The 26,174-nt window shown below is 43.3% G+C and carries 23 protein-coding genes; 10 read left to right on the top strand and 13 right to left on the bottom strand.

Features of this window, described 5'->3' with window-relative positions; all coding sequences use genetic code 11:
- Window positions 1-243: 243 nt before the first annotated feature.
- Window positions 244-2,700 (bottom strand): ABC transporter permease, encoded by a 2,457-nt coding sequence (locus tag R8O10_RS03735; protein ID WP_318191109.1) that lies wholly within the window; start codon window positions 2,698-2,700, stop codon window positions 244-246.
- A complete protein-coding gene (locus R8O10_RS03730; protein ID WP_047101137.1) occupies window positions 2,700-3,392 on the bottom strand; it encodes an ABC transporter ATP-binding protein in 693 nt (230 codons plus the stop codon). Before R8O10_RS03730 ends, R8O10_RS03735 begins: the two co-directional genes overlap by 1 nt.
- Between R8O10_RS03730 and tesA the strand changes: the two genes are divergently transcribed.
- From tesA to R8O10_RS03710, 4 genes are all read left to right on the top strand, one after another.
- Entirely contained in the window at window positions 3,391-3,993 is a 603-nt protein-coding gene (gene tesA / locus R8O10_RS03725; RefSeq protein WP_005376324.1) for a multifunctional acyl-CoA thioesterase I/protease I/lysophospholipase L1, read from the top strand. The genes R8O10_RS03730 and tesA overlap by 2 nt on opposite strands.
- Window positions 3,994-4,075: 82 nt before the next feature.
- Window positions 4,076-5,275 (top strand): enoyl-ACP reductase FabV, encoded by a 1,200-nt coding sequence (fabV, locus tag R8O10_RS03720; protein WP_005376325.1) that lies wholly within the window; start codon window positions 4,076-4,078, stop codon window positions 5,273-5,275.
- 180 nt (window positions 5,276-5,455) lie between these two features.
- The gene (locus R8O10_RS03715) at window positions 5,456-7,369 is read left to right on the top strand and encodes a sensor domain-containing phosphodiesterase (RefSeq protein WP_017634164.1); all 1,914 of its coding nucleotides are present in this window, start codon (window positions 5,456-5,458) and stop codon (window positions 7,367-7,369) included.
- Window positions 7,370-7,440: 71 nt separating this feature from the next.
- Window positions 7,441-9,096: an ABC-ATPase domain-containing protein gene (locus R8O10_RS03710; protein ID WP_053349878.1), complete on the top strand. Its 1,656-nt coding sequence runs from the start codon at window positions 7,441-7,443 to the stop codon at window positions 9,094-9,096.
- A 79-nt stretch (window positions 9,097-9,175) separates the two neighbouring features.
- Here R8O10_RS03710 and R8O10_RS03705 read toward each other — a convergent pair whose 3' ends face one another.
- A complete protein-coding gene (locus R8O10_RS03705; protein ID WP_318191108.1) occupies window positions 9,176-9,796 on the bottom strand; it encodes a DNA-J related domain-containing protein in 621 nt (206 codons plus the stop codon).
- A 128-nt stretch (window positions 9,797-9,924) separates the two neighbouring features.
- Window positions 9,925-10,764: an isopenicillin N synthase family dioxygenase gene (locus tag R8O10_RS03700; RefSeq protein ID WP_005386285.1), complete on the bottom strand. Its 840-nt coding sequence runs from the start codon at window positions 10,762-10,764 to the stop codon at window positions 9,925-9,927.
- Window positions 10,765-11,006: 242 nt separating this feature from the next.
- Here R8O10_RS03700 and R8O10_RS03695 point away from each other — a divergent pair, with 242 nt between their 5' ends.
- Window positions 11,007-11,603 carry a DUF2238 domain-containing protein gene (locus R8O10_RS03695; protein ID WP_005376330.1) on the top strand — a complete coding sequence of 199 codons (597 nt, stop codon included), beginning with the start codon at window positions 11,007-11,009 and terminating at the stop codon, window positions 11,601-11,603.
- Here R8O10_RS03695 and cutA read toward each other — a convergent pair.
- The 5 genes from cutA to R8O10_RS03670 form a co-directional block, all read right to left on the bottom strand.
- Complete coding sequence (gene cutA, locus R8O10_RS03690) at window positions 11,565-11,897, bottom strand: divalent-cation tolerance protein CutA (RefSeq protein ID WP_005376332.1); 333 nt, start codon at window positions 11,895-11,897, stop codon at window positions 11,565-11,567. The two genes, R8O10_RS03695 and cutA, sit on opposite strands and share 39 nt — an antisense overlap.
- 14 nt (window positions 11,898-11,911) lie before the next feature.
- The gene (locus tag R8O10_RS03685; RefSeq protein ID WP_005376334.1) at window positions 11,912-12,163 is read right to left on the bottom strand and encodes a hypothetical protein; all 252 of its coding nucleotides are present in this window, start codon (window positions 12,161-12,163) and stop codon (window positions 11,912-11,914) included.
- The gene (locus R8O10_RS03680) at window positions 12,147-13,856 is read right to left on the bottom strand and encodes an SgrR family transcriptional regulator (RefSeq protein WP_318191107.1); all 1,710 of its coding nucleotides are present in this window, start codon (window positions 13,854-13,856) and stop codon (window positions 12,147-12,149) included. Before R8O10_RS03680 ends, R8O10_RS03685 begins: the two co-directional genes overlap by 17 nt.
- A 79-nt stretch (window positions 13,857-13,935) precedes the next feature.
- Window positions 13,936-14,169, bottom strand: a complete 234-nt coding sequence (locus tag R8O10_RS03675) for a DUF3389 domain-containing protein (RefSeq protein WP_025767783.1) — start codon at window positions 14,167-14,169, stop codon at window positions 13,936-13,938.
- A 6-nt stretch (window positions 14,170-14,175) separates the two neighbouring features.
- Window positions 14,176-14,610, bottom strand: a complete 435-nt coding sequence (locus R8O10_RS03670) for a hotdog fold thioesterase (protein ID WP_005376340.1) — start codon at window positions 14,608-14,610, stop codon at window positions 14,176-14,178.
- 201 nt (window positions 14,611-14,811) lie between these two features.
- Between R8O10_RS03670 and R8O10_RS03665 the strand changes: the two genes are divergently transcribed.
- Window positions 14,812-15,600, top strand: a complete 789-nt coding sequence (locus tag R8O10_RS03665) for a M48 family metallopeptidase (RefSeq protein WP_017634168.1) — start codon at window positions 14,812-14,814, stop codon at window positions 15,598-15,600.
- Between the two features lie 77 nt (window positions 15,601-15,677).
- Here the strand turns inward: R8O10_RS03665 and R8O10_RS03660 are convergent, their stop codons facing one another.
- The gene (locus R8O10_RS03660; protein WP_025767784.1) at window positions 15,678-16,706 is read right to left on the bottom strand and encodes a site-2 protease family protein; all 1,029 of its coding nucleotides are present in this window, start codon (window positions 16,704-16,706) and stop codon (window positions 15,678-15,680) included.
- Between the two features lie 422 nt (window positions 16,707-17,128).
- Between R8O10_RS03660 and R8O10_RS03655 the strand changes: the two genes are divergently transcribed.
- The 4 genes from R8O10_RS03655 (at window position 17,129) to R8O10_RS03640 (ending at window position 21,986) form a co-directional block, all read left to right on the top strand.
- Window positions 17,129-18,364, top strand: a complete 1,236-nt coding sequence (locus R8O10_RS03655; RefSeq protein ID WP_017821929.1) for an outer membrane protein transport protein — start codon at window positions 17,129-17,131, stop codon at window positions 18,362-18,364.
- 20 nt (window positions 18,365-18,384) lie between these two features.
- Window positions 18,385-20,793: a VolA/Pla-1 family phospholipase gene (locus R8O10_RS03650; RefSeq protein WP_213916617.1), complete on the top strand. Its 2,409-nt coding sequence runs from the start codon at window positions 18,385-18,387 to the stop codon at window positions 20,791-20,793.
- Window positions 20,794-20,929: 136 nt separating this feature from the next.
- A complete protein-coding gene (locus tag R8O10_RS03645; protein WP_005376349.1) occupies window positions 20,930-21,139 on the top strand; it encodes a YgdI/YgdR family lipoprotein in 210 nt (69 codons plus the stop codon).
- Between the two features lie 289 nt (window positions 21,140-21,428).
- Complete coding sequence (locus R8O10_RS03640) at window positions 21,429-21,986, top strand: PhnA domain-containing protein (protein ID WP_005376350.1); 558 nt, start codon at window positions 21,429-21,431, stop codon at window positions 21,984-21,986.
- A 186-nt stretch (window positions 21,987-22,172) separates the two neighbouring features.
- Here the strand turns inward: R8O10_RS03640 and R8O10_RS03635 are convergent, their stop codons facing one another.
- The 3 genes from R8O10_RS03635 to R8O10_RS03625 form a co-directional block, all read right to left on the bottom strand.
- Complete coding sequence (locus R8O10_RS03635) at window positions 22,173-22,364, bottom strand: hypothetical protein (RefSeq protein WP_005376351.1); 192 nt, start codon at window positions 22,362-22,364, stop codon at window positions 22,173-22,175.
- A 279-nt stretch (window positions 22,365-22,643) separates the two neighbouring features.
- Window positions 22,644-23,663, bottom strand: coding sequence for a TerC/Alx family metal homeostasis membrane protein (locus tag R8O10_RS03630; protein WP_213907029.1), 1,020 nt, complete (start codon window positions 23,661-23,663; stop codon window positions 22,644-22,646).
- Between the two features lie 622 nt (window positions 23,664-24,285).
- Complete coding sequence (locus tag R8O10_RS03625; protein WP_017634173.1) at window positions 24,286-26,028, bottom strand: bifunctional metallophosphatase/5'-nucleotidase; 1,743 nt, start codon at window positions 26,026-26,028, stop codon at window positions 24,286-24,288.
- Window positions 26,029-26,174: the final 146 nt, after the last annotated feature.

The following is a 26,174-nucleotide window of genomic DNA, read 5'->3' as shown; positions in this document are numbered from 1 at the left end:
CTAAGATATGACATTACCCCACCTTATTGGTGGGGTTTTTTATGTCTAGAACTACACGTAAATCAACTATGAAGATTTGACAGACTCATTAAAATTGTCATACGCTGATGATATCAGTGGTATACAAATTCAAGCATTATCATGTAAGCCACTGATTTAATGGGCTGAGAGTCCCACTGTTTTTGTGGATAACTAAAATAAAAGTGTCATGGAGTGTTCCAAACTTGATAACACTCGCTGCGATTAAGTGTTTACTGGCGTTAACAATCTTTTCAACAAACTCATCACTACAAGTGCCAACGTAACAAATGTTACAAGCGGTAAAGCTATCCACAATTCGGGGTGAATTTGTGCATTGAGATCGAATCCATATGTCATGACTGCGGCCACACAAACTTCCGCAGCAAATACCGCAACACCACTAGCAATCAACGCCATAATTCCGTACTCGGCCCACAGGGTTGTGTTGATCCGTTTCTTACTTGAACCTAATGTGCGATACAAACGAATCTCTTGTTGGCGTTGGGACAAGCTTAACCTCAGTAGCGTAAAGATGAGCAGCAGACCAGCAACAACGCCTAAAAGAGCAAGGATGGTGATTGCTGATACGATTTGCTGAATCAAAGCCTGAATTTTCTCGCCCATAGTTCGGATATCTAAAACAGAGACCGTTGGGTGAGCACGTGACATTGACGTCAACAACGCTTCATTTCCTTCTTCAATCCTATAACTGATGAGGTAAGAACCAGGTAAATTAGCCATCACGTCAGATGAGAAAATAAAATAAAAGTTAGGCTTCATGTCACGCCATTCGACATAACGGATGGTATCTACTACTGCATCGTAATTCTGGCTGTTTATTACAAAGCGCAGCGTATCACCGAGTTTTATGCCTAAGTCATTTGCTACATCCGCTTCTACAGATACACTCCCTTTGTTTGTCCATTCACCCGAAAGCACATCATTATATTCTGGTAGGGTATCTCCCCATGTCAGGTTTAGCTCTCGACGTATCGCGTCAGAACCTTCTCCTTCGTAATCAATCTCTTTGACGTTTTGACCGTTAATCTCTGTTAGTCGTCCACGAATTATTGGATAAGCTTGTGACCGCGTAACTCCATTTTTATCTAGGGTTTCTAGGTAGTTATCGAGCTCATAATCACCAATGTTCAAAGCGAACACATTTGGCGCGTCTGCAGGTAAGGTTCTCTCCCAATCCGCGAGAATATCGCTGCGCACAAGCCAAATGATAGACAGCAACATCAAAGATAATGCCAAAGCACCAAACTGTAGGCCGCTGGTTACTGGCGTCCGGTTGATACGACTCAACGCAAGCTTCATTGCAGGATGGGTTGACACACGTGCAAACAGCTTTGTGAGTGTGACGCTAACTGCTGCGAGTACCACAAACTGTACCGCTATACCAGTGAGCACGATCCAAACTAAGGTGTTATCTGCATACAGTAAAAGCAGTGGAACAACGGGAACTAGAACAAGTAACATTCGCTTCCAAGAACGTTGCGCTTTACCCTGCTGTAGCACTTCTAACGCGGGAGTTTTAATCAAGCCTAACAATGGTATACCGAGAGCAGGCACCGTAATCAAGACTGCTGAGATAAATGCCACCAAAAATGGTGTGACGCCGTAACTAGGGAGTGGCTCGGGTAATAAGTCTTTGAGTGGAATGCGTAATAAATATTCCAGCCCGCTCCCTAACAATAGACCGACGACACTGGCACTAATGAGAAGGATTGTGACTTGAATAAATAACCACTTTTCAATCCATCGGCGGCTCGCACCAAGACTTTTCAACATCGCGATAGTTTGTGTCCGGCTGTTCACGTAATTTTGACAAGTAAGAACCAATGTTGTCGCCGCCATAATGATGACAATTGCTACTGTCAACGACAGATACTGCGTCGTGCGTTCAAAAACCTCATTACTACGACTGGCAGTATCTTGCGTGCGCCAGCGATCGCTCGGAGAAAGCTGCGTATCATCTTGTAAGCTCTTTAGTGTTTTATCATCGGCTTGTAAAAATAGACGGTATTGAACTCGACTCCCAACTTGAATTGCTCCTGTTTTATCTACGTCACTTTGATGAATGTATGCAGAAGGCATTTGCTGAAATGGATTAAAGCTCAAGCCTGGTTCCATCAATACTGCGCCTGATACAGTAAACTCGGCATCGCCTATCGTGACACCGTCACCTGGCTTTACGCTTAGTTGAGTCATAATCCGCTCATCAAGCCAGAGTTGGTTCTCTTTAACGCGACCGGCTGGATTATTTTCAAGAACGAGCTCTCCCATTAAAGGGTAATTATCATCCACCGCCCTTACAGAAATAAGCTGCATACCATTATCGCTAAATGCCATAGTGGCAAAGCGTGTCATCGTCGAACGTTCAAGGCTTTCAGTCGAGGCTAACAACGTGTCCGGAATGGGATTAGCAGACACAAACACCGCATCTGCCGTTAATGCGTCCTTCCCCTGCTTGACGATCACCTGCTCCATTCGTTCTGCTAATGCAGAAAGCGCAAAGATACTCGCAATCACGAGAATAAGAGCAACGCTAATAGGCCAAAGATTCCCCTGCCTTATTTCGCCGAAACTCCAGCGTATCAAGCTTTTATTCGACGAGTGCTGTGTTGTACTGTTTTGCTCTGTGGATGTTGCTTCACTTGATGATACTGCAGACATTACATCTCCTCCTTAAGCTCACCCGCCTCCATACGATAGATACGGTCACATCGGCTTGCTAGATGACCATCGTGTGTTACTAAAATCAGAGTTGTCCCGTGCTGTTCATTAAGATCGAATAGCAGCTCAATCACTTTGTCTGCGGTTTGATGGTCAAGATTGCCGGTAGGCTCGTCTGCGAACAACAGCTCAGGCTGTGTCATAAATGCACGCGCTAGCGCAACTCGCTGTTGTTCACCACCAGATAACTGGCTTGGTAGATGATCGACACGTTTTTCCAATCCAACAGCAGCTAATAATTCCGCTGCTCTTGCTTCATCTTCGGCTTCACCACGTAAAAGACAAGGAAGCGTGACATTACGTAATGCACTCAAACTCGGGATTAACAAGAAACTTTGGAAAACGAAACCTAAAGAGTCAGCCCGAATTTTCGCACGTGCTTCATCGTCCAGTTTTGATAATTCATGACCTAATAAAGTAATTTCGCCTGATGTCGGCGTATCAAGACCAGCTAGCAACGTCATCAATGTTGACTTACCTGCACCGGAAGTTCCGACGATGGCGATTTTTTCTCCTTTTCGGATGTCAACATTTACGTCTTTGAGGATTGTTAATTGTTCTTGATTAGTAGAGACTTGTTTAGAAACCAAATTGGCTTGAACAATAGGTGCATTAAGTACAGGTGTTTGCATGATTCGTATACTTTCCTTAGTTCTATTTTTTTGCTTTTCCGCTACTGCACATGCGAGCGAAAAGCTACTTGTCTTGGGTGATAGCTTGAGTGCAGGCTATCAGATGCCGATCGAAGAGAGTTGGCCTAGCTTACTCCCTGATGCGTTGTCAGAACATGGTCAAGATGTAACAGTTATTAATGCCAGCATTTCTGGCGATACCACTGGCAATGGCTTAGCACGGTTACCTCAGTTGCTAACTCAGCATAGCCCTGACATGGTACTTATTGAGTTAGGTGCCAACGATGGCCTAAGAGGTTTCCCTCCTAAACTTATTACGTCAAATCTTTCAAAAATGATTACCATGATAAAAGATTCTGGTGCGGACGTTGTCATGATGCAAATTCGGGTTCCGCCTAATTATGGTAAGCGCTATAGCGATATGTTTTACGATATCTACCCTAAGCTTGCACAGCATCAACAAGTTGCCTTGATGCCATTCTTCTTAGAGCATGTTGTCACCAAACCAGAATGGATGATGGATGATGGCCTTCACCCAAAACCAGATGCACAACCTTGGATCGCTGATTTCGTTGCTCAAGAATTAATTAAACATCTCTAATTTTAATGGTCTAGCTCAATAAGTTTTACGTAACTTTACGTTAATCTATTTTCAATTCCACTCATCGAGGATAGATAACAACATGCGAATAGAACCGTTAATTCAAGGTGTTGTTGCTCGCTCTGCGCACCCCAAAGGGTGTCATGCATCTATTAAAGAGCAAATTGAATACGTAAAACACGCCCCACAGATCAAAAAAGGCCCAAAACGGGTTTTGATTATTGGTGCCTCCTCTGGTTTCGGCCTAGCGGCACGAATAGCCCTAACGTTCGGTGGCGCTAACGCCGATACCATTGGCGTCTCATTTGAGCGTGGCCCTTCAGAGAAAGGGGTTGGGAGTGCGGGTTGGTATAACAACGTCTTTTTTAAGCAAGAAGCAAATCAAGCCGGGCGTACCGCAATAAATATTGTTGGCGATGCATTCTCTGGTTCGGTGCGCAATCAAGTGATTGAAGCCATTGAAACGTACTTTGAGGGTGAAGTTGACTTAGTCATCTATAGCTTGGCAACCGGTGTTCGACCTAAACCTGAATCTGATGAGTTTTGGCGCAGTGTCATTAAACCTATTGGTGAACCTGTCACTGGCGCTTCTATCATGCTGGAGAACGATAAGTGGATAGAAACCACCTTAACGCCTGCAACAGAAGAGGAAGCCAATGCCACCATTAAAGTAATGGGCGGCGAAGACTGGGAAAGCTGGATTGACACACTCATCAATAACGACTCTATCGCAAACGGCTGCAAAACCATCGCCTTTTCTTACATGGGCCCTGACATCACGCACCCAATTTATCTCGATGGTACGTTAGGTCGAGCGAAAATCGATTTACACCAAACCAGTCATTCATTAAACCTCAAACTCGCCAACTTTGACGGCGGTGCTTACGCAACCGTGTGTAAGGCGTTGGTGACGAAAGCCAGTGTATTCATCCCTGCGCTAAGTCCCTACCTGTTAGCGCTTTATCGAGTGATGAAGGAAAAAGGTACTCACGAACGCTGTATTGAACAAATGCAGCGACTGTTTACTACGAAGTTATACGATCAAGAGAAAGTGCCAGTTGACGGCGAACGCTTGATTCGAATAGATGACTTGGAACTTGAACCGCAAGTTCAACAAGAAGTCCACGCTCTTTTAGAACAGATGAATGCTGAAAACTTTAAAGAGATTGGTGATTACCAAGGTTTTAAAGATGAGTTTATGAAGCTCAATGGCTTTAACTTTGAATATGTCGACTATTCGCAAGACATTTCTATTGAATCGTTAATGTCGCTTAAGCCTTGATGCTTGTTACCTGTTTCAAGGATGAGATATGTGACAACTATTCCTAGTCCTGAACACTTTTCAGGACTTTTTTTTGTTTCGAGCCCTAGCCACCCTATACTTAATTAAAAAGCGAGAACAAAATAGAGCAGTCTGCATTTTTAATTCACAGGAAGTGAAACCACGTAAAGGATGACCTATATGGGGAGATTGCAAACATTAGACTACGAAATCCCTGAGTCTATGCGAAGAAGTTGGCAGGAAATCGTCAACTTACTGGCTCAAATAACACACGTACCCACCACATTAATTATGCGTATCCATCCGGATCGCATAGAAGTAAATACATCTAGCGAAACTCTAGGTAATCCTTATCGTACTGGCGATGCAGAGCTGCTTGGTAACGGTTTGTATTGCGAGCAAGTTATAGAACAGAAAGGCGAGCTTGTAATCCCCAATGCGCTTGAAGATGAAGAATGGCAAAATAACCCAGACATCAAACTAGGCATGATTTCTTATTGCGGCTTACCGCTATTCTGGCCAAATGGGGAGACATTTGGAACAATCTGTATGCTTGACTCTGAGAGAAACGAGTACAACGATAGTTACCGTCAGTTGCTTGAAACTTTCAAAGATTCAATCGAAGCACAGCTTTCAGTTGTGTACCAACAACATAAACTTCAGCGACTTAACACCGAGCTAAAGAGTCGAATTGAAAATCGTACCACGGATTTAGCCCAGTTAAGTTACTCCTTAACACAAGAAATTGATCGCCGTAAAGCCGCGGAAAAACAAGTGAGCTACCAAAAAACACATGATCAGGGAACTGGGTTTCTAAATCGCTCTGCACTTGAGAACATTGTCCAATACACCTTACAGTCCCTTGATAGTGATCAGCAATCGCTTGTGGTCATCAACATTGGTTTTAGTAACGCTCGCAGTATTCAGACCAGGCACGGGTTCGAGGTCTTTGACAACATTTTAAAAGAATTTCACTCCAGATTAACCAGACACGGTGCTAGCGGATTTATCACTGGTAGACCAAGTTCGAATGACATGGTTTTATTGATTTGGGGAGAGGATATTGAAGCTCGGTTAAATCAACTATTAGATGATATCACTAAAATTAGCGTAGATGGATTTGTCTTCAACAAAACAGAAATACATTTGCACACGTATATCGGTATAGTTCAAGCTTACAAAGATTGCAGCAATGCTAAGCGTATCCTTCAACATGCATGTTACGCGATGCTTCTATGTAAAGAATCCGGCGAACCTTTTAGTTATTTTAGAGAAAATCATTCGGCGGATCTCAATAGTCACAATGAACTGGAAAGTTACCTTTTACAAGCAGTGCGTAACGACGATTTAGTGTTGTACTTTCAACCTCAAGTAGACTCCAAAACACGTAAATGGATTGGCGCAGAAGCCTTGCTTCGCTGGAGACATCCAATACTTGGCGACGTTTCCAACGAAGCATTGATACATATGGCCGAACAAAACGGGCTTATCTTTGAAGTTGGCTCTTTTGTTCTGCGTACCGCGATAGACAAAGCGAAACAATGGTCTGAGTTAATCGATAACTTCAAAATTGCCGTCAACGTTTCTCCCATTCAATTACAAAACGTAAATTTTGCAGAACAAGTGCAACACCTACTCGACACTTTCCATTTGCCAGCACACTTTCTCGAACTCGAAGTAACCGAGAGCGCTCTAATTGCTGATGAAATAGTAGCACGCACAACGTTAAATAAGTTGCATAAACTAGGTGTGACATTGTCACTTGATGACTTTGGTACAGGATATGCTTCGTTCAGCTATTTAAAGAAATATCCGTTTGATGCCATCAAAATTGATAAAAGCTTCGTCCAGCAAATGGAAAAGTCAGATGATGATCGCGAGATCATTTGTTCAATCATACACATTGCAAAAAAACTGGAACTCCAAGTAGTGATCGAGGGCATTGAATCCCACCAACAAGAGCAGTTTCTTATTGGTGAGGGTTGTGATATCGGACAAGGTTTTCTTTATGGTAAACCTATGCCTTGTAATGAATTTGAGCAAAGTTTGTTTAATCAGCGCCTTTCTGGCGGGCAATACGCCTACTCTTCCTAAGCATTCTCTTTACTATGAGGGCGGTGGTTTCTATAATCGCCGCCCGCTTCTATTAAAAGGCCAATATCTTCATGGATCAGTTGACTGCCACGCTTAAGAAAATTGAAAAGCAGAACTACCGAGCTTATCAGCAAATCAAAGGTCAATACGACTTCACTGATTTCACTTTGTTTGTCGATCATGTACAGGGTGACCCTTATGCATCGGCGTCACGTTTTCGTGCGACTCGCGCATGGTCTTTGACTGGTCTTGAGTGGCTAAGAGACGAGTCTCCTGCATTTCAAAGAGGTGCACGTGATTTTATTGCGCGTAGTTTTGAACAGTTTGCTAAACAAGAAAACTCAGTATCAATTTCACTGACAGGCCAAACTGTACTGGATAGCACCGCGGTGTTGTTTACTGAAGAAGGTATTGAACTGCGTTTTCGAGTTAACTTACCGGCTGAAGGTCGTTCAGTATTGGGGAAAAAAGCCAACAACATACTGACTTTCCACCTGCCTAAGTTTATCCGTCGAGCAACTTTAGAGCGTGAACTCGACAAAGCCGCTTTAATTAAGCACTGCCAAGTTGTTGAAGACCAAGATGCCCTGCGAGAACAGTTAGAGGCCAATAACTTAGTCGCGTTTGTCGCAAACGGCAGTATTCTTCCTCGAATTGCAGGTAATTGCGACCTTCCAATGAAAGAAGCCGTTGAGTTTAAAGCCCCTGAATCTCTACAAGTCACTTTACATGCGCCAAACAAGGGCCATGTCACAGGATTAGGAATTCCAAAAGGTATCACACTGATCGTAGGTGGCGGCTTCCACGGTAAATCTACCTTATTAAATGCAATAGAGCGTTCAATTTACGATCATATTCCAGGAGATGGCCGCGAATACATTGTTGCCGATAACAAGGCTATGAAGATTCGTGCCGAAGATGGCCGATGCGTACACCACTTGAACCTGTCGAACTACATCAACCATTTACCGATGGGTAAAGATACGGCGGACTTTTCTACTCAAGACGCATCAGGCTCAACGTCGCAAGCCGCTTGGCTTCAAGAGTCTATTGAAGCGGGTGCAAGCACATTATTGATTGATGAAGATACTTCTGCTACCAACTTCATGATTAGAGATGAGCGTATGCAGGCATTGGTGGCAAAAGGTGATGAGCCAATTACTCCTCTCGTCGACCGCATTGGTCAATTACGAGATGATCTTGATATCTCTACCATTATCGTTATGGGTGGGTCGGGCGACTACTTAGACGTTGCCGATACCGTCATTCAAATGCACGACTACCAAGCCGTTGATGTGACTGAAAAAGCGAAAGAAGTTATCGCTCAGCACCCTACTCAACGCCATAACGAGTCAGAAGAACGTTTACAGACCTTCCCACCTCGAGCACTGAACCGCGTTGCGTTGATGAATATTCTGACTGACGGCAAGTTCCGTGTGAATGCGAAAGGCAAAGAGTCACTTCGATTTGGTAAAGAGTTTACTGATCTTAGCGCTTTGGAACAGATAGAGTCAGCCGATGAAGTCAACACAATTGGCTGGTTATGGTTCCAAATTGCTCAACTTCCAGGTTGGTGTAATCATCCGGCGAAGGAGATTGAAGAAATGCTGTCTGGTGAGTGGCATGCCGCTCTTCCTAAACAAGGCGACTTAGCCAAACCACGCACACTAGACGTTATGGCTGCCCTCAACCGCATGCGAAAATCTCAGTTTAAGTCATCATGCTAGTTTTGATACGCTGACAGAGACAGTTCAATCAAAAGGCAGCTATAGTTAGCTGCCTTCCTTTATCTTTATTCTTAGCGAATCATTCGTTTCTCAGTACATTCCACGCTTCACAAAGAACTCTAAATCTTTCTGCATCGCCATTTTCTCGATCAGGATGCCAACGAAGCGCGAGTTTTCGCCATTGTTTTCTAATTTCCGCAGGCGTAGCGTCAGTGTTAAGTTCAAATAGTGACAGTGCCTTTGTCTTATCTACGCTGGCTACTGACGAACCACCGATGAACTTTTGATAAGTTGTCCAAAATTCATTCAACAGTCGACGCACTTCATCTTCGTCCGCTTCGTAATTGCGCCAATCTAAATAATACTCACGCAAAGGATCATGAATATCGATCTTATGCCTCAAAGCTTCCATCGAAGACATGAGCTGAATATCCATGGCTTCGACTTGAAGCCAGCTATCCGGATACAGAGTGTCTTGCAGTTGATATAATGCATTCATGACCAGGAAGTTTCTTTTGAATAAATCCTTATCGGGAGAGTCGTCCAGCTTTGAAATATAACCTTGTTCACCCAACGAGCTTGCCAAGGTGTGCACTTTCCAATTAGAGGGCTGTTTTCTCAGAATTTCTAACATTGGCCAAAGCAGCGGATTTTCTATTGCATGAGGCTCAATACTATTGACAGTACGTTGTCCTTCCATTCATCCTCTCTGACACGAGTTTAGGGCCCCATTCACGGCACAAAAAACATAGTTTCCACTTTGTAGCATAAATGCAAAAAGGCCGATAGTCATTCACCATCGGCCTTTGTAAGGAGATCACGTAAAGGTTAAATAACCCCTAGCTCACGTAAACGTTCCATAAGGTAGCTATGTGCAGTGTAGCGCTCAGATAACACCACTTCCGGCTTTGGATGCAGGAACAACGGTAATGAGATACGTGACTTTTCTTGACGGCCACCCGTAGGGTTGATTACACGGTGAGTCGTTGAAGGGAAATAACCACCTGACGCTTCTTGAAGCATATCACCAATGTTGATGATTAAGTTCCCGAAGTCACATGGTACATCGATCCAATCACCCTCTTTACTCTTTACTTGCAGTCCAGGTTCATTAGCAGCAGGCAAAACCGTTAACAGGTTAATGTCTTCATGCGCAGCAGCACGAATAGCGCCTGGCTCTTCTTCGCCTGTCATCGGTGGGTAGTGAAGCACGCGTAGTAATGTTTTGTCACTGTTATTGATCATTTCTGACAACGCGATAGAGAACTTCTCTTGAACGTCCTTAGGTGCGTACGCTTCAACCCAACCTAATAGCTCTTGAGCAAATGCATTGGCACGCTCGTAGTACTCTAAGATTTCAGCTTTAAGCTGCTCTGGGATCTGCCCCCAAGGGTAAACATGAAAGTACTCTTTGATGTCTTTCACTTTGTGCCCTTTCGCCACTTCAGACACAGAAGGTGGGAAGTAGCCATCTTGGGTGTCTACGTTAAAGTGAAAATCATTCTTTTGTTCTGAACAGAAAAACTCATGCCAGTTTTTGTAAATTGACTCTACAAGCTCTTGTGGAATCGGGTGGTTTTTCAACACACCGAACCCCGTTTCGCGTAGAGAGGTAACGAACTGTTGAGCAGCATCGTCAGCAAGATAATCGACAGTTTCCAGTTTCATGGCTTTACTTCTTTTTTATTAGACTGAATCATGGATTCTATGGATGGGCATGTTGTAAATCAAACTTTAATGAAAAGTGCACGCGCAAACGTTTTAATGTTGAGCAGTTTGCCAATAAATCAACATTTTCAGTGATCAAAAAACCCATTAAAATATCAATTGCACACCGTTCAATTAAGTGCAATCATTAACACAATCTATGGAGTCCCACTGTAAGATAAATTGAAGGATCAAATAACTCTATGAAAAGCACCTCGACACTCTTAGGATTAACGATTTTTTATGCCATCGTGTTTTTATTTTCTGCGTTGGAACCTAACTCACGCGCAGTTTGGTTTGCGGAGATTATCCCGGCGATTGGTATTCTTGTTGCTATTTGGGCGATTTCGATTCGCTATCAGTTCAGTAATACGGCTTACTTTTTAATGTTCATCTGGCTCTGTTTGCACACTATCGGTGCGAAATATACGTTCTCCGAAGTGCCGTTTGACTGGTTTAACGACATGATTGGTTCAGAGCGAAATAATTTTGATCGCGTTGCGCACTTTTCAATTGGCCTTTACGCATATCCGATCGCTGAATACTTGATAAACAAAAAACGGTTTAACAAAGCGTTCTCTTGCTGGTTTGCTTTGTTTGCTATCATGTCACTTGCTGCTGGCTATGAGATTATCGAATGGTGGTATGCGGAGTTGGCTGGTGGCGATGAGGGAATTGCCTTTCTGGGCTCGCAAGGTGACATATGGGACGCCCAGAAAGATATGTTGTGCGATACCGTTGGTGCAGTGTTGTCGTTATTCTTAATGTCGGCTCAACGTCGATTCTCTCAACCATTCTAAATAAGGGTTAAACCCATCAACAATTGGAACCTGTACGATTTGAGCTACCTCGTATTCGTGCAGGTTTTCTATTTTCTCTTCCACCAATTCATAAAGTTCTCGACGAGTTTTGATCACCAGCAACCATTCGTTGTCAGTACAAATCTCCCCTTTCCACACATAGTGACTTTCAATAGGCATCGTTTGAATACACGCGGCTAATTGAGCATCTAGCAAACCTTTAATGATCTGATCTCGATTTTTTTCATTACTGGTTGTACTTAAAACCATGCAATAGTCATGTTTCATACTCATTTTCTAGCCCTTTATTATTTCATCGTCACTTTGCCGCCAATCATTTTGTAAGCGGGGGTTCCTCTTACTAAAGTGTCTCTTGCAAACTCTTGTCCGCAAGCGGGGCAAATACATGGGGTTTGTGTGAAATCGTCAACAATGCGCTCTTTGAAGCATTTAACCAGTGCGCCTTTCCCGCCTTTACGGTACTTAAATAGTTGAGTTTTACATTTAGAGCAAAAGATATCGACGGTTTTCGTCGGTTGTTTTTTATTCGGTTTCGCCATGGTTACTTTCTATATCCGGTTTGACCCATACATTATTAAAATCAAACCAACCTAAGGCATTACACTTTGCATTTTGTAACGCACCGCTGTGGTCTTTATTCACGCCTAGCCAGCAGTGAAACATAGGAATCACCTGACAGCTTTTTACTAATTGTCGTCCTAGCTCACGCGCAGGAAAGTCTGTGTGCATGCCGGCACGCCATTGATCGACAAGTTTAGCCCATTCACTAAAATCGTAACCTGAACTGAACTTCTCAATATCACTGTAATCCAGGAGCCAGCCCGCCAACGCGTCATTTCGGTTCGTTGCAATGCCCATAGCTTTCACCCAGATATCCACTTCCTCCGGTGCGGGCGGTTGAGCATCATAACGAATAAACTCAACCTCTATACCGTGCGGTTTTAAGAGTGTCTTGATGGCCTTGGCAACTACTGGAAACATCGGATGCTTTTTCTGATACGCTACGGAAATTACCTTATTAACCTGTGGTACGCTGCCCGCTTCTGCTGGCCTAAGATCAATCCAACCGGGCTTAAGGCCAAACGCTTGCAATACTCCCAGTTCCATCACTTTATCTTGTGGAACATGCGCGTAAATCTGGTGACTGTTGAGGGTTTGCGAGAGGAACTCTGCCCAACGTGGATCTTTTGCAATCCCGGTGTTTTTGTTTAGTAATAGGAATGTACAGCCAGGGTCCAGCTCGACTTCATCGGATGAACCTTGTTTATCCATCTTCGGTTTTGACAGGCTTGGATAAACCATTGAGGAATGGGCTTCATCGATTACCCACACCTCCACTTGGTCAAGTAAAGGGCGAAAACCAAAGTAGCCATCAAAAGCAGTCAAAATAAGACGCTTATCATCATTCATTTTAACTTGGAACGGCCCTGTCCCTATCGGTTGTCTATCGAAGCTTTCAGAACGCAAAGCACTCGGTAGCAAAATTTTTGCTTGCGACTCACTCAGAGCCAGAGGAAGGTAGCGATCAGGACGGACGAGCTCAATATCAACGGTCCACTCTTGTGGTGAAGACACCCGCTTTATGTGAGAAAACAAGTTCAAGCTATTTAACGCAAGCACACTTTCAAGAACACAACTGGTTGTTAACGGTTCACCGTTATGAAAGCGTACTCCACGACGAAGATAAAAACGCCAATGTGTATCAGAAATTGCTTCCCACGTGTGGGCTAAATCTGGTTGAAGTTGTTCATTTTCATCAAGGCGAGTGAGTCCGCTAAAAATTTGTCTGGCGATGTGCTGTTCAGAACGCCGCATCGGTTTCTGCGGGTTTAACATCGACAATGGTCGATAATAAGGCAAACGCACGACCTGCTCGCCCTGTCGATGCTGAAGCCCTAAATAACCTTGGATAACCTGCGTCAATCGTGCCGCATCGTTATCAAGCGCATCTAGAGCCTGACCGATTTTCCCTTCATCGAGATAACGCCTGGCGAGGTTTTCGCTGACGTCGCTTCGATTACGTTTAAAAACGAGTTTCGAAAGTTTTCCTCGACCCGCTGCCGGATGCCACTCAATCCAGCCCTCTTCTTCAAGTTTATTTAGAACAATACGAGCATTACGACGTGTACAAAACAACGCTTCCGTGATGTCTTCGAGCTGAACGTCCGTATCGTGACCGGAAAATTTTTCAAACAGTGTTTCGAACTGAACACGTAAACGAGGGCTACTCATAAAGAGGAAATTCTTATCTTGTTGTCGATAAGCTAAGTTTCCTCATTTTTTCCCAAAAGTGCAAACATCACACTATAAATTATTGAATATCGATACCAATTTCTCGCGAAAGTTCAGCCAGTTGTACCTCGTTGTCCAGCTTGATAGACCATTTGCACTCTGCTCCATGAGATAAAAAAACGTTCGCTCCTCTACCCAGCAACTGAATTGTATCGGTTTGCGCTTGCAAGGTTACCATTGCACTGCCGGAGAGCTTAATCACTATTTCACGCTGGGTTGCAATGATTTTTCCTAATGAAAACTCAATCACCATCTTAGTTTATACCGACTTTGTTTTGTGTTGTTTCACAGCGATGGTCAAGCGACTGGTACACACTAAACGGCCTCGCTCATCAGTGATATCGATTTGCCACACTTGCGTTGAAATACCCAGATGAAGCGGTTTTGCCGTACCAATCACATGACCACTTCGCATGGCTCGCACATGGTTCGCGTTAATATCTAAACCGACGCAGTAGCTGCCCTCATCGACAGAGAAGTTTGCAGCCAATGAGCCTAATGTTTCTGCGAGCACGACTGATGCACCACCGTGAAGCATTCCTAAAGGTTGATGAGTAAAGCTGCATACGGGCATGGTTGCTGTAAGGGAGTCGTCAGTGAAATCTGTATATTTAATTTGTAGGTGCTCGATCAGGGTATTTTTTGACGTGGCATTCAGAATCTCTATGCTTACGGGCTTTTTCCATATACTCATTGTTTTACTCTTAGTTTCACAAACTGGTTTGTTAGGTTGTAACGATGTGCTAGGAAGCTAGCATAGACGCTACTTGGGCATAACTTCAAGACGTAACATCTCACCTTCTTTATTAATCAGATGAATAACTTGATCCATGCATCATGTTACTATTTGGGTATATACTATTGCTTCAAAACAAAAAATTAAATGGAGCCTGTTATGAAGGTATGGATGAAAGCCTCTGCTCTTTTAACTATCGCGGGTTTAACAGCGTGTAGCGCATCACCGACGGGTCGCAACCAGATCCTGATGTTTTCAGATCAGGAAATGTCATCGCTTGGCGCTAAATCTTTCGAACAAATGAAGAAAGATATCCCAATCAGCAAAGATCGCAAAACGAATGCCTACGTTCAATGCGTTGCCAAACACATCACTGACACCATTCCCGCTCAATCTGGATTTAAAGACTGGGAAGTCGTTGTTTTTGATAGTGAACAAGTCAATGCGTTTGCTCTACCAGGTGGGAAGATCGGCGTGTATACCGGGCTTTTAGATGTCGCGAAAAACCAAGATCAGTTGGCAACAGTTATTGGTCACGAAGTCGCTCACGTCCTCGCTGACCACAGTAATGAACGTCTTTCACAAAGTCAGTTAGCAAATGCAGGGTTGTCTCTAGCAAACGTTGCCATTGGCGCTTCCGAGTACAAACAGTATCAACAAATGACGATGGCGGCACTTGGTGTCGGTGTTCAATACGGTGTTATCTTGCCATACGGTCGTACTCAGGAATCTGAGGCTGATATTGTCGGGCTGGAATTCATGGCAAAAGCAGGTTTCGACCCACGTCAAAGTGTCGATTTATGGAAAAATATGAGTGCTGCATCAGGTGGTTCTCAACCACCTGAATTCTTCTCAACCCACCCATCGCACAGTACGCGCATTAAAGATTTACAAGCAACCATAAATAAGCTGCCTGCGTATAACGCGAAAGCACCAAGATGTGGCTAATTCATTGCTACTATCGTCTACCTACTTAACTTGCCAAATAACAAAAAGCTCCCTAGGGAGCTTTTTAATGATTCTAATCAAGTGCCCAATATCTGTAGCGGCAAACTTAACAAACTATCTCCGAGAGTGGCAAAATACCAGATGATAGAAACAAAACCTCCGACAGAGACCAAGTACCAAGCAAGTGAGAATAGCTGCCCATAACGGGTTAATGGCAATAAATGGCTTTGATGTCGAGCTCTCCATTCCATCACCACTTCTAACATTCCCATTAACAATAAAAATCCTAGCAATGTCAGACCGAAATAGTAACTGATAAAAATGCCTAATAAAGCGGTCGCAATACTGCCAACTAACCCGACCCAAGTATTCATTGAGAAGGTAATACTTTTGAGCACATGGCCACCATCTAATGGTAAAATAGGCAGCAGATTAAATAGGTTTAGCAAGGCGTTAAACACAGCAAGCCCAGCGAAGATCACCTCACCAGTCATCCAATAAAGCAAAGTAAAAACAACACTAAGTACTAAACCGAAAAATGGTCCCATGATTGAGATAACCACATCCTGCCAGCGCGTGTTTATCTTTTCGTCACTTAGCGCCAAACCACCTAGGAATGGAATCAAATAGATCCCTTTGGTCTTCATTCCAAAATACTTCATCGCTCTAATGTGACCATATTCATGAAAAACCAAGCAAGCGATCAACGCTAGCGCGAACTCGATGGAAAATAGCCAAGAATATGCAGCGAGACTTGCAGACGCTAACGCCACTTTAATAACTTTCGCACTTTTAAGTGCTTTCATCCCAAGAGATACGAGGCCTATTACACTTAAACGCTTTTCGGATGGTGGCGTAACTTCTGGCACTTGGCGCTCGATGTCTTTTTCATTTCGACAACCTTCGTTGACGAGCTCACCGTTAATTGTGACCTTGTAACTCAATTCAAACGGTTGCCATGTTAAAGAACACTCTAAATGACAGTTCAGGATTTCCTCACCCGCAGAGAGCTTAAACTGGTGTAGACAAGTCTCTGCGGTATTGTCACTGACATCGATTTGAGACACCAACGTATTATCCCAATATAACTGCTGCCACCCAGCCATCGATCCTTCGAGCCTTAGCGAACGACCTAAAAATTCAACATTCAGTAATTCCAATGCGGTTCCTATTGCGTCTATTGAATAACTACATAGCGAGCGCGAATTATGCCTGTGAAGTGAAGAAACAGCAAAGCGAGCTATCTCTTGATTTGATCGTTATTTAACTATAAAGCTCGCAAAACAATTCTGGTCGTACCATTCTCTTCAAAAATATAACGATAATACATGCCCTTACAAGCCATCGTTTGACCTATGCATCATATTTAAAACGCAAAATACGCTCAAACTTTGACAAGTTATTAAACATACAATTAACATTACATTTACATCACCGTTGTATTTCGCGTATTAACAATTGGTGTAAGTACCACACAACAATTACAAGGACTTCGGTCCAGCATTATGACACCCTAGGAGGGTCAAGGATGAACAAGAAGCACTGCTCTCTGCTTACAATTTCAATATTGTTTGCGTGTAATGCCCACTCAGCGGGCTTCCAGGTAGCTGAACATTCGGCATCTGGTCTTGGTCGAGCATTTTCAGGTGAAGGGGCTGTCGCAGATAATGCCAGCGTCCTTGCTCGTAACCCTGCAGCAATGACACTTTTCAAAGAAGCTCAATTTTCGGGCGCGTTATCTATCATCGACCCTGAAGTCGATGTGTACGACACTGTAAACAATGAACACGCGAAAGATGTCGCCCCTTTACAGATCGTGCCAGCAGGTTATTACATCAGCCCTATCAATGATAACTGGGCTTGGGGTATCGGTATGTTCACAACATACGGTGTTGCTACTGACTATCCAAATGATATTTCCGCAGGTGATATGGCGGGTGACACTTCCCTACTTTCAGTAAACATCAACCCTAATGTCGCTTACCGTATCAACGAGTCTTTCAGTGTCGGTGGTGGTATCAACCTAGTATACGCTGAAGCAGAGCTGACTCGCCACAAAGGCGCACTTGCCGGTATTTTAGGTGGTAATAAGTCCGATAACCTTGTCGGCATGGAAGGTGAAACTTTCGCTTGGGGTTGGAATGTCGGCGCTTTATTTGAGCTAAATGAAAACAACCGTTTTGGCTTTGGCTACCGCTCTAAGGTTGATCTAGATTTTGATGACGGTGAGTTTAGTAGTTACGACTCTGGTCGAGCTTCATCACCAAAAGTTGATGGCCGTTTAAAAATCTCTCTCCCTTCAATTATCGAATTATCGGCTTTCCATCAACTGAATGAACAATGGGCTGTACATTACGGCTGGCAACAAACCGACTGGAGCACATTTAAAGAACTAAAAGCGACCAGTAACGAATGTAATGACGGAGTATGTTTCTTTAAACCTGAGAAATATGAAGACAACAATCGCTACTCCGTTGGTGCAACTTACATACTTAATACAGACTGGACATTCCGTGCAGGCTTTGCGTACGACGAACAAGCAGGTGAAGCGACATTGAGTATCCCTGACAGTGACCGTTTTTGGTACAGCGCGGGCCTAACTTACGCAATGAGTGAGAATTTAACTTTCGATGCAGGCTTTGCACTTGTTAAGAGTAAATCAGGCTCTTTCACTGAGACAAATGCTCTGGGTGAAGAGATTAAGTTTGACTCAGAAGGTACTGCTTACATCAGCGCGGTACAGATGAACTACACCTTCAAATAATGGGATTACGGAGTAAACCAATGAAACACACGTTTAAATTATCAATGCTTTGTTCTGCAATCCTTCTTGCTGGTTGTGGTGATGATACCTCCAGCTCTGGTACTTCCGACAAAGTTCAATTTGAAGATGAAGTCCAAGCATTGCTTGATCGCGAAACATCCATCAGTTTTACGCTTCAAGGAGCGAACGCAGATGTACCGGCACCGTCTTACTTATTAATGGACACAAGCGATGGTACGCTTGGTCTGCCAACTGATGGCGATGATGCTTTAACCAACCCTAGAGCCTCGATGAATACGATGGATGGATGGTCAACGTCTATGCCAATCGTTCTTAACTTCAACGGCGATGGTTTTGCAACGGGCATGTTGCCGTCTGGTGTTAAAGTCATCAAGATTAACCAACGCTTAACCGAGTGGGACGGTAAATCTAACCCAATCGAAGAGGTACTCGTTCAGAATCAGGACTATGTAGTTCAAGCAAAAGGTAACTCTCTATACATCCAGTTCTTGGCTGCACTTGATGAGTCAAGCGAGTACATTTTTGCGGTTACACAAGATGTTACTGACGTGAATGGTGAGCCAATTGGTACATCAGCAAGTTATGCGACTGGTAAATCGAAAGAAATCGTTTATGAAACTGGCGACCTTGCTTCTGTTCAAGCAGTCACTCAGGCGGTTGAAGGCATTTTTGGTCTAGCTCAAGTTAATCCTAACGACATCGTTTACTCCTCATGGTTCAGTACCCAGTCTGTAGGTGATACGTTAGCGGCAGTCAAAGGAGTAACCGCTACTGGTTTTTCTACTGGCGCAAACACACTAAATACCGTTTACAAAAATGACTCAAACGAAGGTTCAGTAGACTTATCAACGGCCTACACAATAACGCTCGGTGAAACCCAAGACTTTAGCACTGCGCTAGACTCTGACGATGACTTTAGTAAATACATTAGCGATCTAGAAGCAGCTAAAACGGCAATTAAAGGCCTTTACATGCAATCAGGTGCCGATGTAAGCGTGACACAAGGTGTGGTAAGACTGCCTCATTACTTGGAAAAAGGCGCAAGCTGGAACATGCAACCAATGGTATCTGCGATGCCAAGCCTAGCGAAGCTAAGCGCAGCATTAGCGGATCCGAACGAGCAAGCAAATATGGTTCAGCAGCTATCAACAGGCGTTTTTGCAAATGATCCTGTTGATGTGACAAAGCTTGCTACAGATCCTACAGAGCAGCTAAAACTTGTTGGAGCTAAGCTTACTCTTACCGATGGTACCCAGCTTGATAGTGAGCGTATTATTACTCGCTACTCGCCTGTTCCCGTAGTGAAATCGGTTGAAGATGTCGAAGTACTGGTCTTCACACCTAAATCTGGCGTCGCGGCAGACGTTGTGATTTATCAACACGGCATCACCTCAGCGAAAGAGAATGCGTACGCGTTCGCGTTCAATATGGTAAAAGCAGGTGTGGCAGTTATCGCTATTGACTTACCTATTCATGGTACGCGCAGCTTAGATGAACAACGTTCCGCAAATGCGAATGTACTGGCTTATCTAAATCTTTCCAACTTAGCCGTTGCGCGTGACAACCTACGTCAAAGTGTTCTGGATGTGTTAGGTTTGCGCGCTAGCTTGGTAGTATCTGCTCAAGGCGGTCTTTTAGCTGGAGGTCCTCTGCAAGGCTTCAACCCAATGACGGGTTCAAAAGTCAAAATGCTAGGTCATTCACTTGGCGGTATTGTCGCTACATCTGCCGTCGCAGCAGCAAACAATACATTGGGCAGCCCTACTGCGGATGCGCTGTACACCTTTAGTTCTGCATCAGTACAGAACTCTGGTGGACAAATTGGTAATTTGTTACTGGGTTCAGACAATTACGGCCCTCAGATCAAACATAACCTCGCTTATGCAGCATCAAAAGACTATGCGAATTACGCTGATGCATCATGTGCGGATCTAGAAGATAAAACATGTTACGAAGCATTTGAGGCTGCGGCAACGGAAGCTCAAGTAGCAGCGCTAGAAGCAGGTTTCTCACAATTTATCTATGCAGCACAGACTACACTAGACACTGTCGATCCGTTCACAAACGCTTCAGATTTAGTGGCATCTGGTTCGCTAACGACACCATTCTTTATGACAGAAGTGGATGGCGATAGCACAGTACCAAACAGCGTTCCAAATGCACCATTCGCGGGTACTGAACCGCTTGCTAATAAGCTAGGGTTGAAGACTGTGAACAGTACGGACACTGATGTGAATGCAACTGCGAGCTTTGTACAGTTTAATGCTACTGCATCGCACAGTACTTTTGCTTCGCCAAATGGCACTCTGTCTGATATTGATCATCATGTAGAGATGCAGATGGAAAACACTGACTTCTTAATGGATGACGCACTAACAGGTGTCACTAACACTTCTGTTTTGAAGTAATCGCAACGCCCTTCCTACCAAAGCCCAGTTTCTACTGGGCTTTTTCATTTCAATTGTATTCAAACCCACTCATATTTCCTCTGCTATAGTTAAAACGATGTCTTTGCCTAACTCACTTGTTTAAAAGGAAAACTCTATGCGCGTATTGACTGTTATTGCCACTGTATTACTTCTTGCTGCATGCGGAAGTAGCCAATATCTGATGTCGACAAATGAAGGGAAAATTATTACCTCTTACGGTAAACCAGACCTGAACGAGGAAACGGGTATGTACGAGTATGAAGACATGGATGGTAAAGAAATGAGTATTTCAAAAGAGCAAATTGTCCAGATTGTCGAACGTTAACGACAGGCCCTCTGTAAATTAGAGGGCTATGTTCTAGCCACCCTCTCTCTACATTTACCTCTTTTAGGTTTGTAATCGTTGTAGAAATTGACACAACCAATTCATAAACCAAAACAATTAATAGTGTCTTTTATACTTCCGTATTATTTATTTAGCGAATATTTTACATCTTCACCTTAATCAGGTTGGAGTATTGTAAAATCTAATCTTTAATTCGCTAACACCCTTTTATTTCTCAGGATAAAGTGGATAATACCGCCACAAAATAACATTACTAAGGTGAGTCCTTATGTCTATTGAAGCTACTCTGCTTGCGCGCTGCGAGTCAAAATGTGAACTGTGTTCTTCTGAATCTCAACTAACTGCATACGCTGTCCCACCTCACGGTAATGTGACGGTTGATACTGCCATCATGGTTTGTGATAAGTGTCTGGGTGAGATCGATGAGCCAAAAGACATTAACCACTGGCGTTGTCTAAACGAAAGCATGTGGAGCCAGGTTCCTGCTGTACAAGTGACTGCATGGCGCCAACTCACTCGCCTAAACACAGAAAGCTGGGCTCAAGATGCTCTTGACATGATGTACATGGAAGAAGAGCAAATGAACTGGGCAATGAAAGGGATGTCTGCTGACGATAAAACGGTTGACTGTAACGGCACTGAACTTAAGAAAGGTGACGATGTAACAGTAATTAAAGACCTACCAGTAAAAGGCACTAACCAAGTAATCAAACAAGGTACAGTGATTCGTGGTATTAGCCTTGGCGATGATCCAAAGCTAGTTTCGGGTAAGGCAAATGGTGGTCAGTCGATGTACGTGATCGCAGAATACTGCCGCAAGAAGTAATATCGCACTTCAGTCATGTCAAAACGGGGCACCAATGGTGCCCCGTTTTTCTATACAACACTTAATCTACTATCATGTCTACCTCCTCTAGAGTGTTTCTTTTCTAGGGCGTAGGTTGAGTAGGCATGTTTTACAAATAAAAAAAATACCGGCTCATAGGCCGGTATTTCTTACACTATTTCAATATCAACGGTACATACCGATGTCTTTTTGAATATGTGCTGACAAGTCTTCTGCGTAGTAACTGCGTGGCGCAGTGTTATCTACAAATAGAATGTCCAGTAAGTGAGCAATCAGTCCTTTGAAGTTAACCGCGTAGGTTTTCTTATCCATAGAGGTTGGTAAAGCTACATTTGTCATTTGCATTGCTTGTGCCATGATTGCCTCTCTTTAAAAGCAGTAGTCTGTTTAGTTGGTTGTATATTAGTCAGTTTCTTATTGTTTAAGAAATGACAAATTTTACCCATTCAAATTAGAATTTCTAATAAAACAAACTCATTACAAAACTCAAAAATACAAATGAATAATAACGGCATAAATAATCACAATTGCTGTAATTACATTGAATAACTGAACATTACCTGCATAATCGCTCCTTAAGCAATAACATATATTTAACAATATTTTTCGTTATTTCTTTTGATTTTAGTGCTTACTTTATATTTTTTGATTAGTAATATTAACGCTAGTTTGACGCTTCGCTTTATTTTTTAGGAGTGATGCCACCACTGCCGATGTCATCACAACAACTAAAAATGTGAGAGACCATGTTGTCGGAATCTCATATTCTGTTCCAACCAATAGCATTTTTACCCCGATAAACATCATGATTACTGATAATGCTGGTTTTAAGTATACAAACTTGTCTAACATTGCTTGAAGAACAAAGTACAGCGATCGCAAACCCAATAATGCAAATACGTTCGCGGCTAAGACTAAAAATGGCTCTCGCGTTACCGCGAATATAGCTGGTATAGAATCCAACGCAAACATAACGTCCATTACTGCAATGACACCAACAACGATCAGCATCGGTGTTGCCACCCACTTACCAGCTTGCTTTAAGATTAAGTGATTTCCTTGGTAGTCATCTGTAACTGGCAATACCTTTCGAATCAACTGCTCCGGATATGGATTAACTTCTTCTGCTTCGCCTTTGTCGCGAGCTAGCTTAACACCTGTCCAAATAAGGAAAGCAGCAAATAAGTACAATACCCAATGATACTGTGCAAGTAACTGAGCACCAACCGCAATCATGACAGCGCGTAAAACTAGCGCACCTATCACCCCCAAAAGCAATGCTCTCGGACGCAAATGCTCCGGCACACTGTATTGTGCAAAGATGATGGCAAACACAAACAAGTTATCAACGCTTAACGACTTCTCTAGTAAGTAACCAGTTAAGAATGAAATCGTTGCTTTGTCGTTCGTATAAGCGCTATGTGGCGCGTAAAAGTCCCAGAATAAATAAATAGAACCTGCAAAAACAAAGGCAAGCAAGAACCAAAAAACACTCCAAACGATGGCTTTTTTCATCGTGATAGCGCCACCACGTGTTTGATAGATATCAAGCGTAACAAGAACAAGGGTAAATAAACCAAAAGCACCATACATCGCTAATGATTCTTGAAGAGGCACCGATTGGCTCAATTGGGTGGTATTTTCGATAAGAGACATATTTCCTCCCATGGCGGAAGGACTTCGTTTGGTGACCTTCCGCATACAATAACAACCAACAGCCACATAACGATTATGTGCTGCTAGTCAATGAATGCGTTGGTCTCGTTGAAGTGTTGATGTGAATAAACCACGTAACACCTTTACTTACCGGATAAGCTGATGCTTAACGAGATGACGATAAGTAAACTTGCGCTAACTACTCCCCAAACGTCGACATAATAACGCCGAGCGTCAGGCTTTCCAACAAAAAAACCTTGTCTTATCGAAATAAAATTCTTATTAAAAATCAAGAAGCACTATAAAAAGAAAGAAATGGATTCAACCACCGCAACTATAGTAAACAGACAAAAAGCAGCAAATGGCTCAAGACAAACTCTTCATTGGTTAGAGGCCTAACGGGGAAGATAGATACAAAAAAGGAGCATTACTGCTCCCTTTTGTAGCATCCACATTCTTAGCAATTCAAAAGCCGCTTAGAGGCACAAAGTAGACCAGTGTTGACCAAATTGCGATCCAGGCAACCACGACTGCCGTATCTGCCCAATCTTTATTCCACATACTGCCATCCTCATCAACCCATGTAGTAAGTGGACAGCAGCAAAATCAATACCAATATCTATTATCGACGTCGCTTTGTGTAAAGTTTGTGACTTTGATTCAAACAGTTTGGCTCATCGGTCAGGAGTTCAATAAAACAATCAGCCATGGACAAACTGGTCACACGCCCTTCTCCTTTCATCTCCTGCAATGCGTCGTACCCCTCTTTCCCTTTCATCGTATAGGCAGAAGAAGTCCCTCGATACCAAACATCATCTTGAACACCTACCCATTGTTTACCATCAAAAATCACTAATGATTGAACTCTTTCACCTTTTGGGGCATCTGCGTGGTACTCGAAGTTTAAATTGTAAGTGTACGGATAACTGCCAGATCCAGTGCCTTCTACGCCATTGTTGAGTGCATTATTTATCGCGCCTTCAAGTGCACGGCGAATAGCGTTGCCTTTTACATCGTAAAAGCCGATAGGAACGGCAAAAGGCAACAGCCGTCCGGCAATGTCTGCCACTGTGATGTTGCCAGGGTTCAAAGAGGTTCGCACGCCACCCGCATTATGAATTGCAAATTGAACGTCATATCCACGTTTGTTTAAACAGTGCAGAAATGATCGGGCAACGGAGGAAGCCAACTCACTCTCACCAAATTCATCGGGAATTCTCACATGACGCTTTTTGGTGTCAACACTAGCAATGACTTGTGACTGTAACTGCCTGACCTGAGGAATATATTTATCGCTCAGGATCGCTTGAGTTTCCGGGTGTTTCTTACAAACCACGACATTCGGTTGACCATGGATGAAGTCGCACGCGGTTTCGAATACACCTTGGTCGAGCTGTTGGTTTAGCGTTGAGTCCCAAAAAATACGTCGACCAAGCAACAGTTCATTTTGTCCACTCAACATCGTTGCTTTACCGTGTTCATCAAACTCAATGACGCAGTGCCCCATTGTCAAAGCATGGAAACCCGCTTGCACCACATAGGTATCATTAATTTTGATACCGTAGGGATCGTCTTGTCCTAACCCTATTGATGAAAAATCACCTTGCAACCGGTGGCTGTGTCCACCAACAATTATACCAATACCTGCGACTTGCTCAGCTAACTCTAAATCACCTTCATAACCTAAGTGGCTCAGAAGAATAATATTTTTTATACCTGATGAATGGATTTGTTTTACGGTCGCCTTGGCGGTTTCAAGTGCTGAGTGAAAAGGCGTGTCTGCATCAGGGTTTGCGATGTCGCTCATTTTATCTATGGATAATCCGAAAATCGCGACCCGCTCACCATGGAATTCTTTAACAATGTATTGAGCGCTCTGTGTATCCGGTTGGTAACTATATACATCCTTACAATCACTGATACGGTGAGGTTTTTTAAGTGATTCATTGGATAAATCCCAGTTGCCAGCAAGCAATGGGAACTGAGTACGTTGGCAAAACAATGCAACTGGCTCATTCCCCATATCTAATTCATGGTTACCTAACGCCATTGCATCAATCTTTAATGCGTTCAATAAGTCGGCATTGGCTTTGCCTTTAAATAGTGAGAAATACAGCGTACCTTGGAAGCAATCTCCGGCATGGAGGAACAACATCCCATGACCTTGGCGCTGAGCATCATCTCTTAACTGCTCGACTCTGGTTGCGATACGAGAAAAGCCGCCAGCACTGACATAGGGTTCTAGCGTGAGTTCATTGTTTATCTTAAGCTTTAACTGTAATGACGTTGGTTCAAAGTAGGAATGTGTGTCATTGATGTGTGCCAGTTTGATTCTCACTGGCTTATGATTGTTATTCATCTTCATCTTCTCTTTTTTCATTCCTTATAATAATAAGAAGTGAATCATGACAGAATCATGAATTTTATGAAACTGCGATTTAGGATTTCATGTTTAAGTGATCACGATGCTGTCCCCCGGCTTTGAAAGCAAGCCTCGCTTGTAACGGTCTC

It is taken from the genome of Vibrio sp. 1727 (genome assembly GCF_033344415.1).
GTDB classification, from domain to species: Bacteria; Pseudomonadota; Gammaproteobacteria; order Enterobacterales; family Vibrionaceae; genus Vibrio; species Vibrio alginolyticus.
The sequence above is the reverse complement of the archived record's forward strand: the minus strand, read 5'-3'. Positions and strand labels throughout refer to the sequence as shown.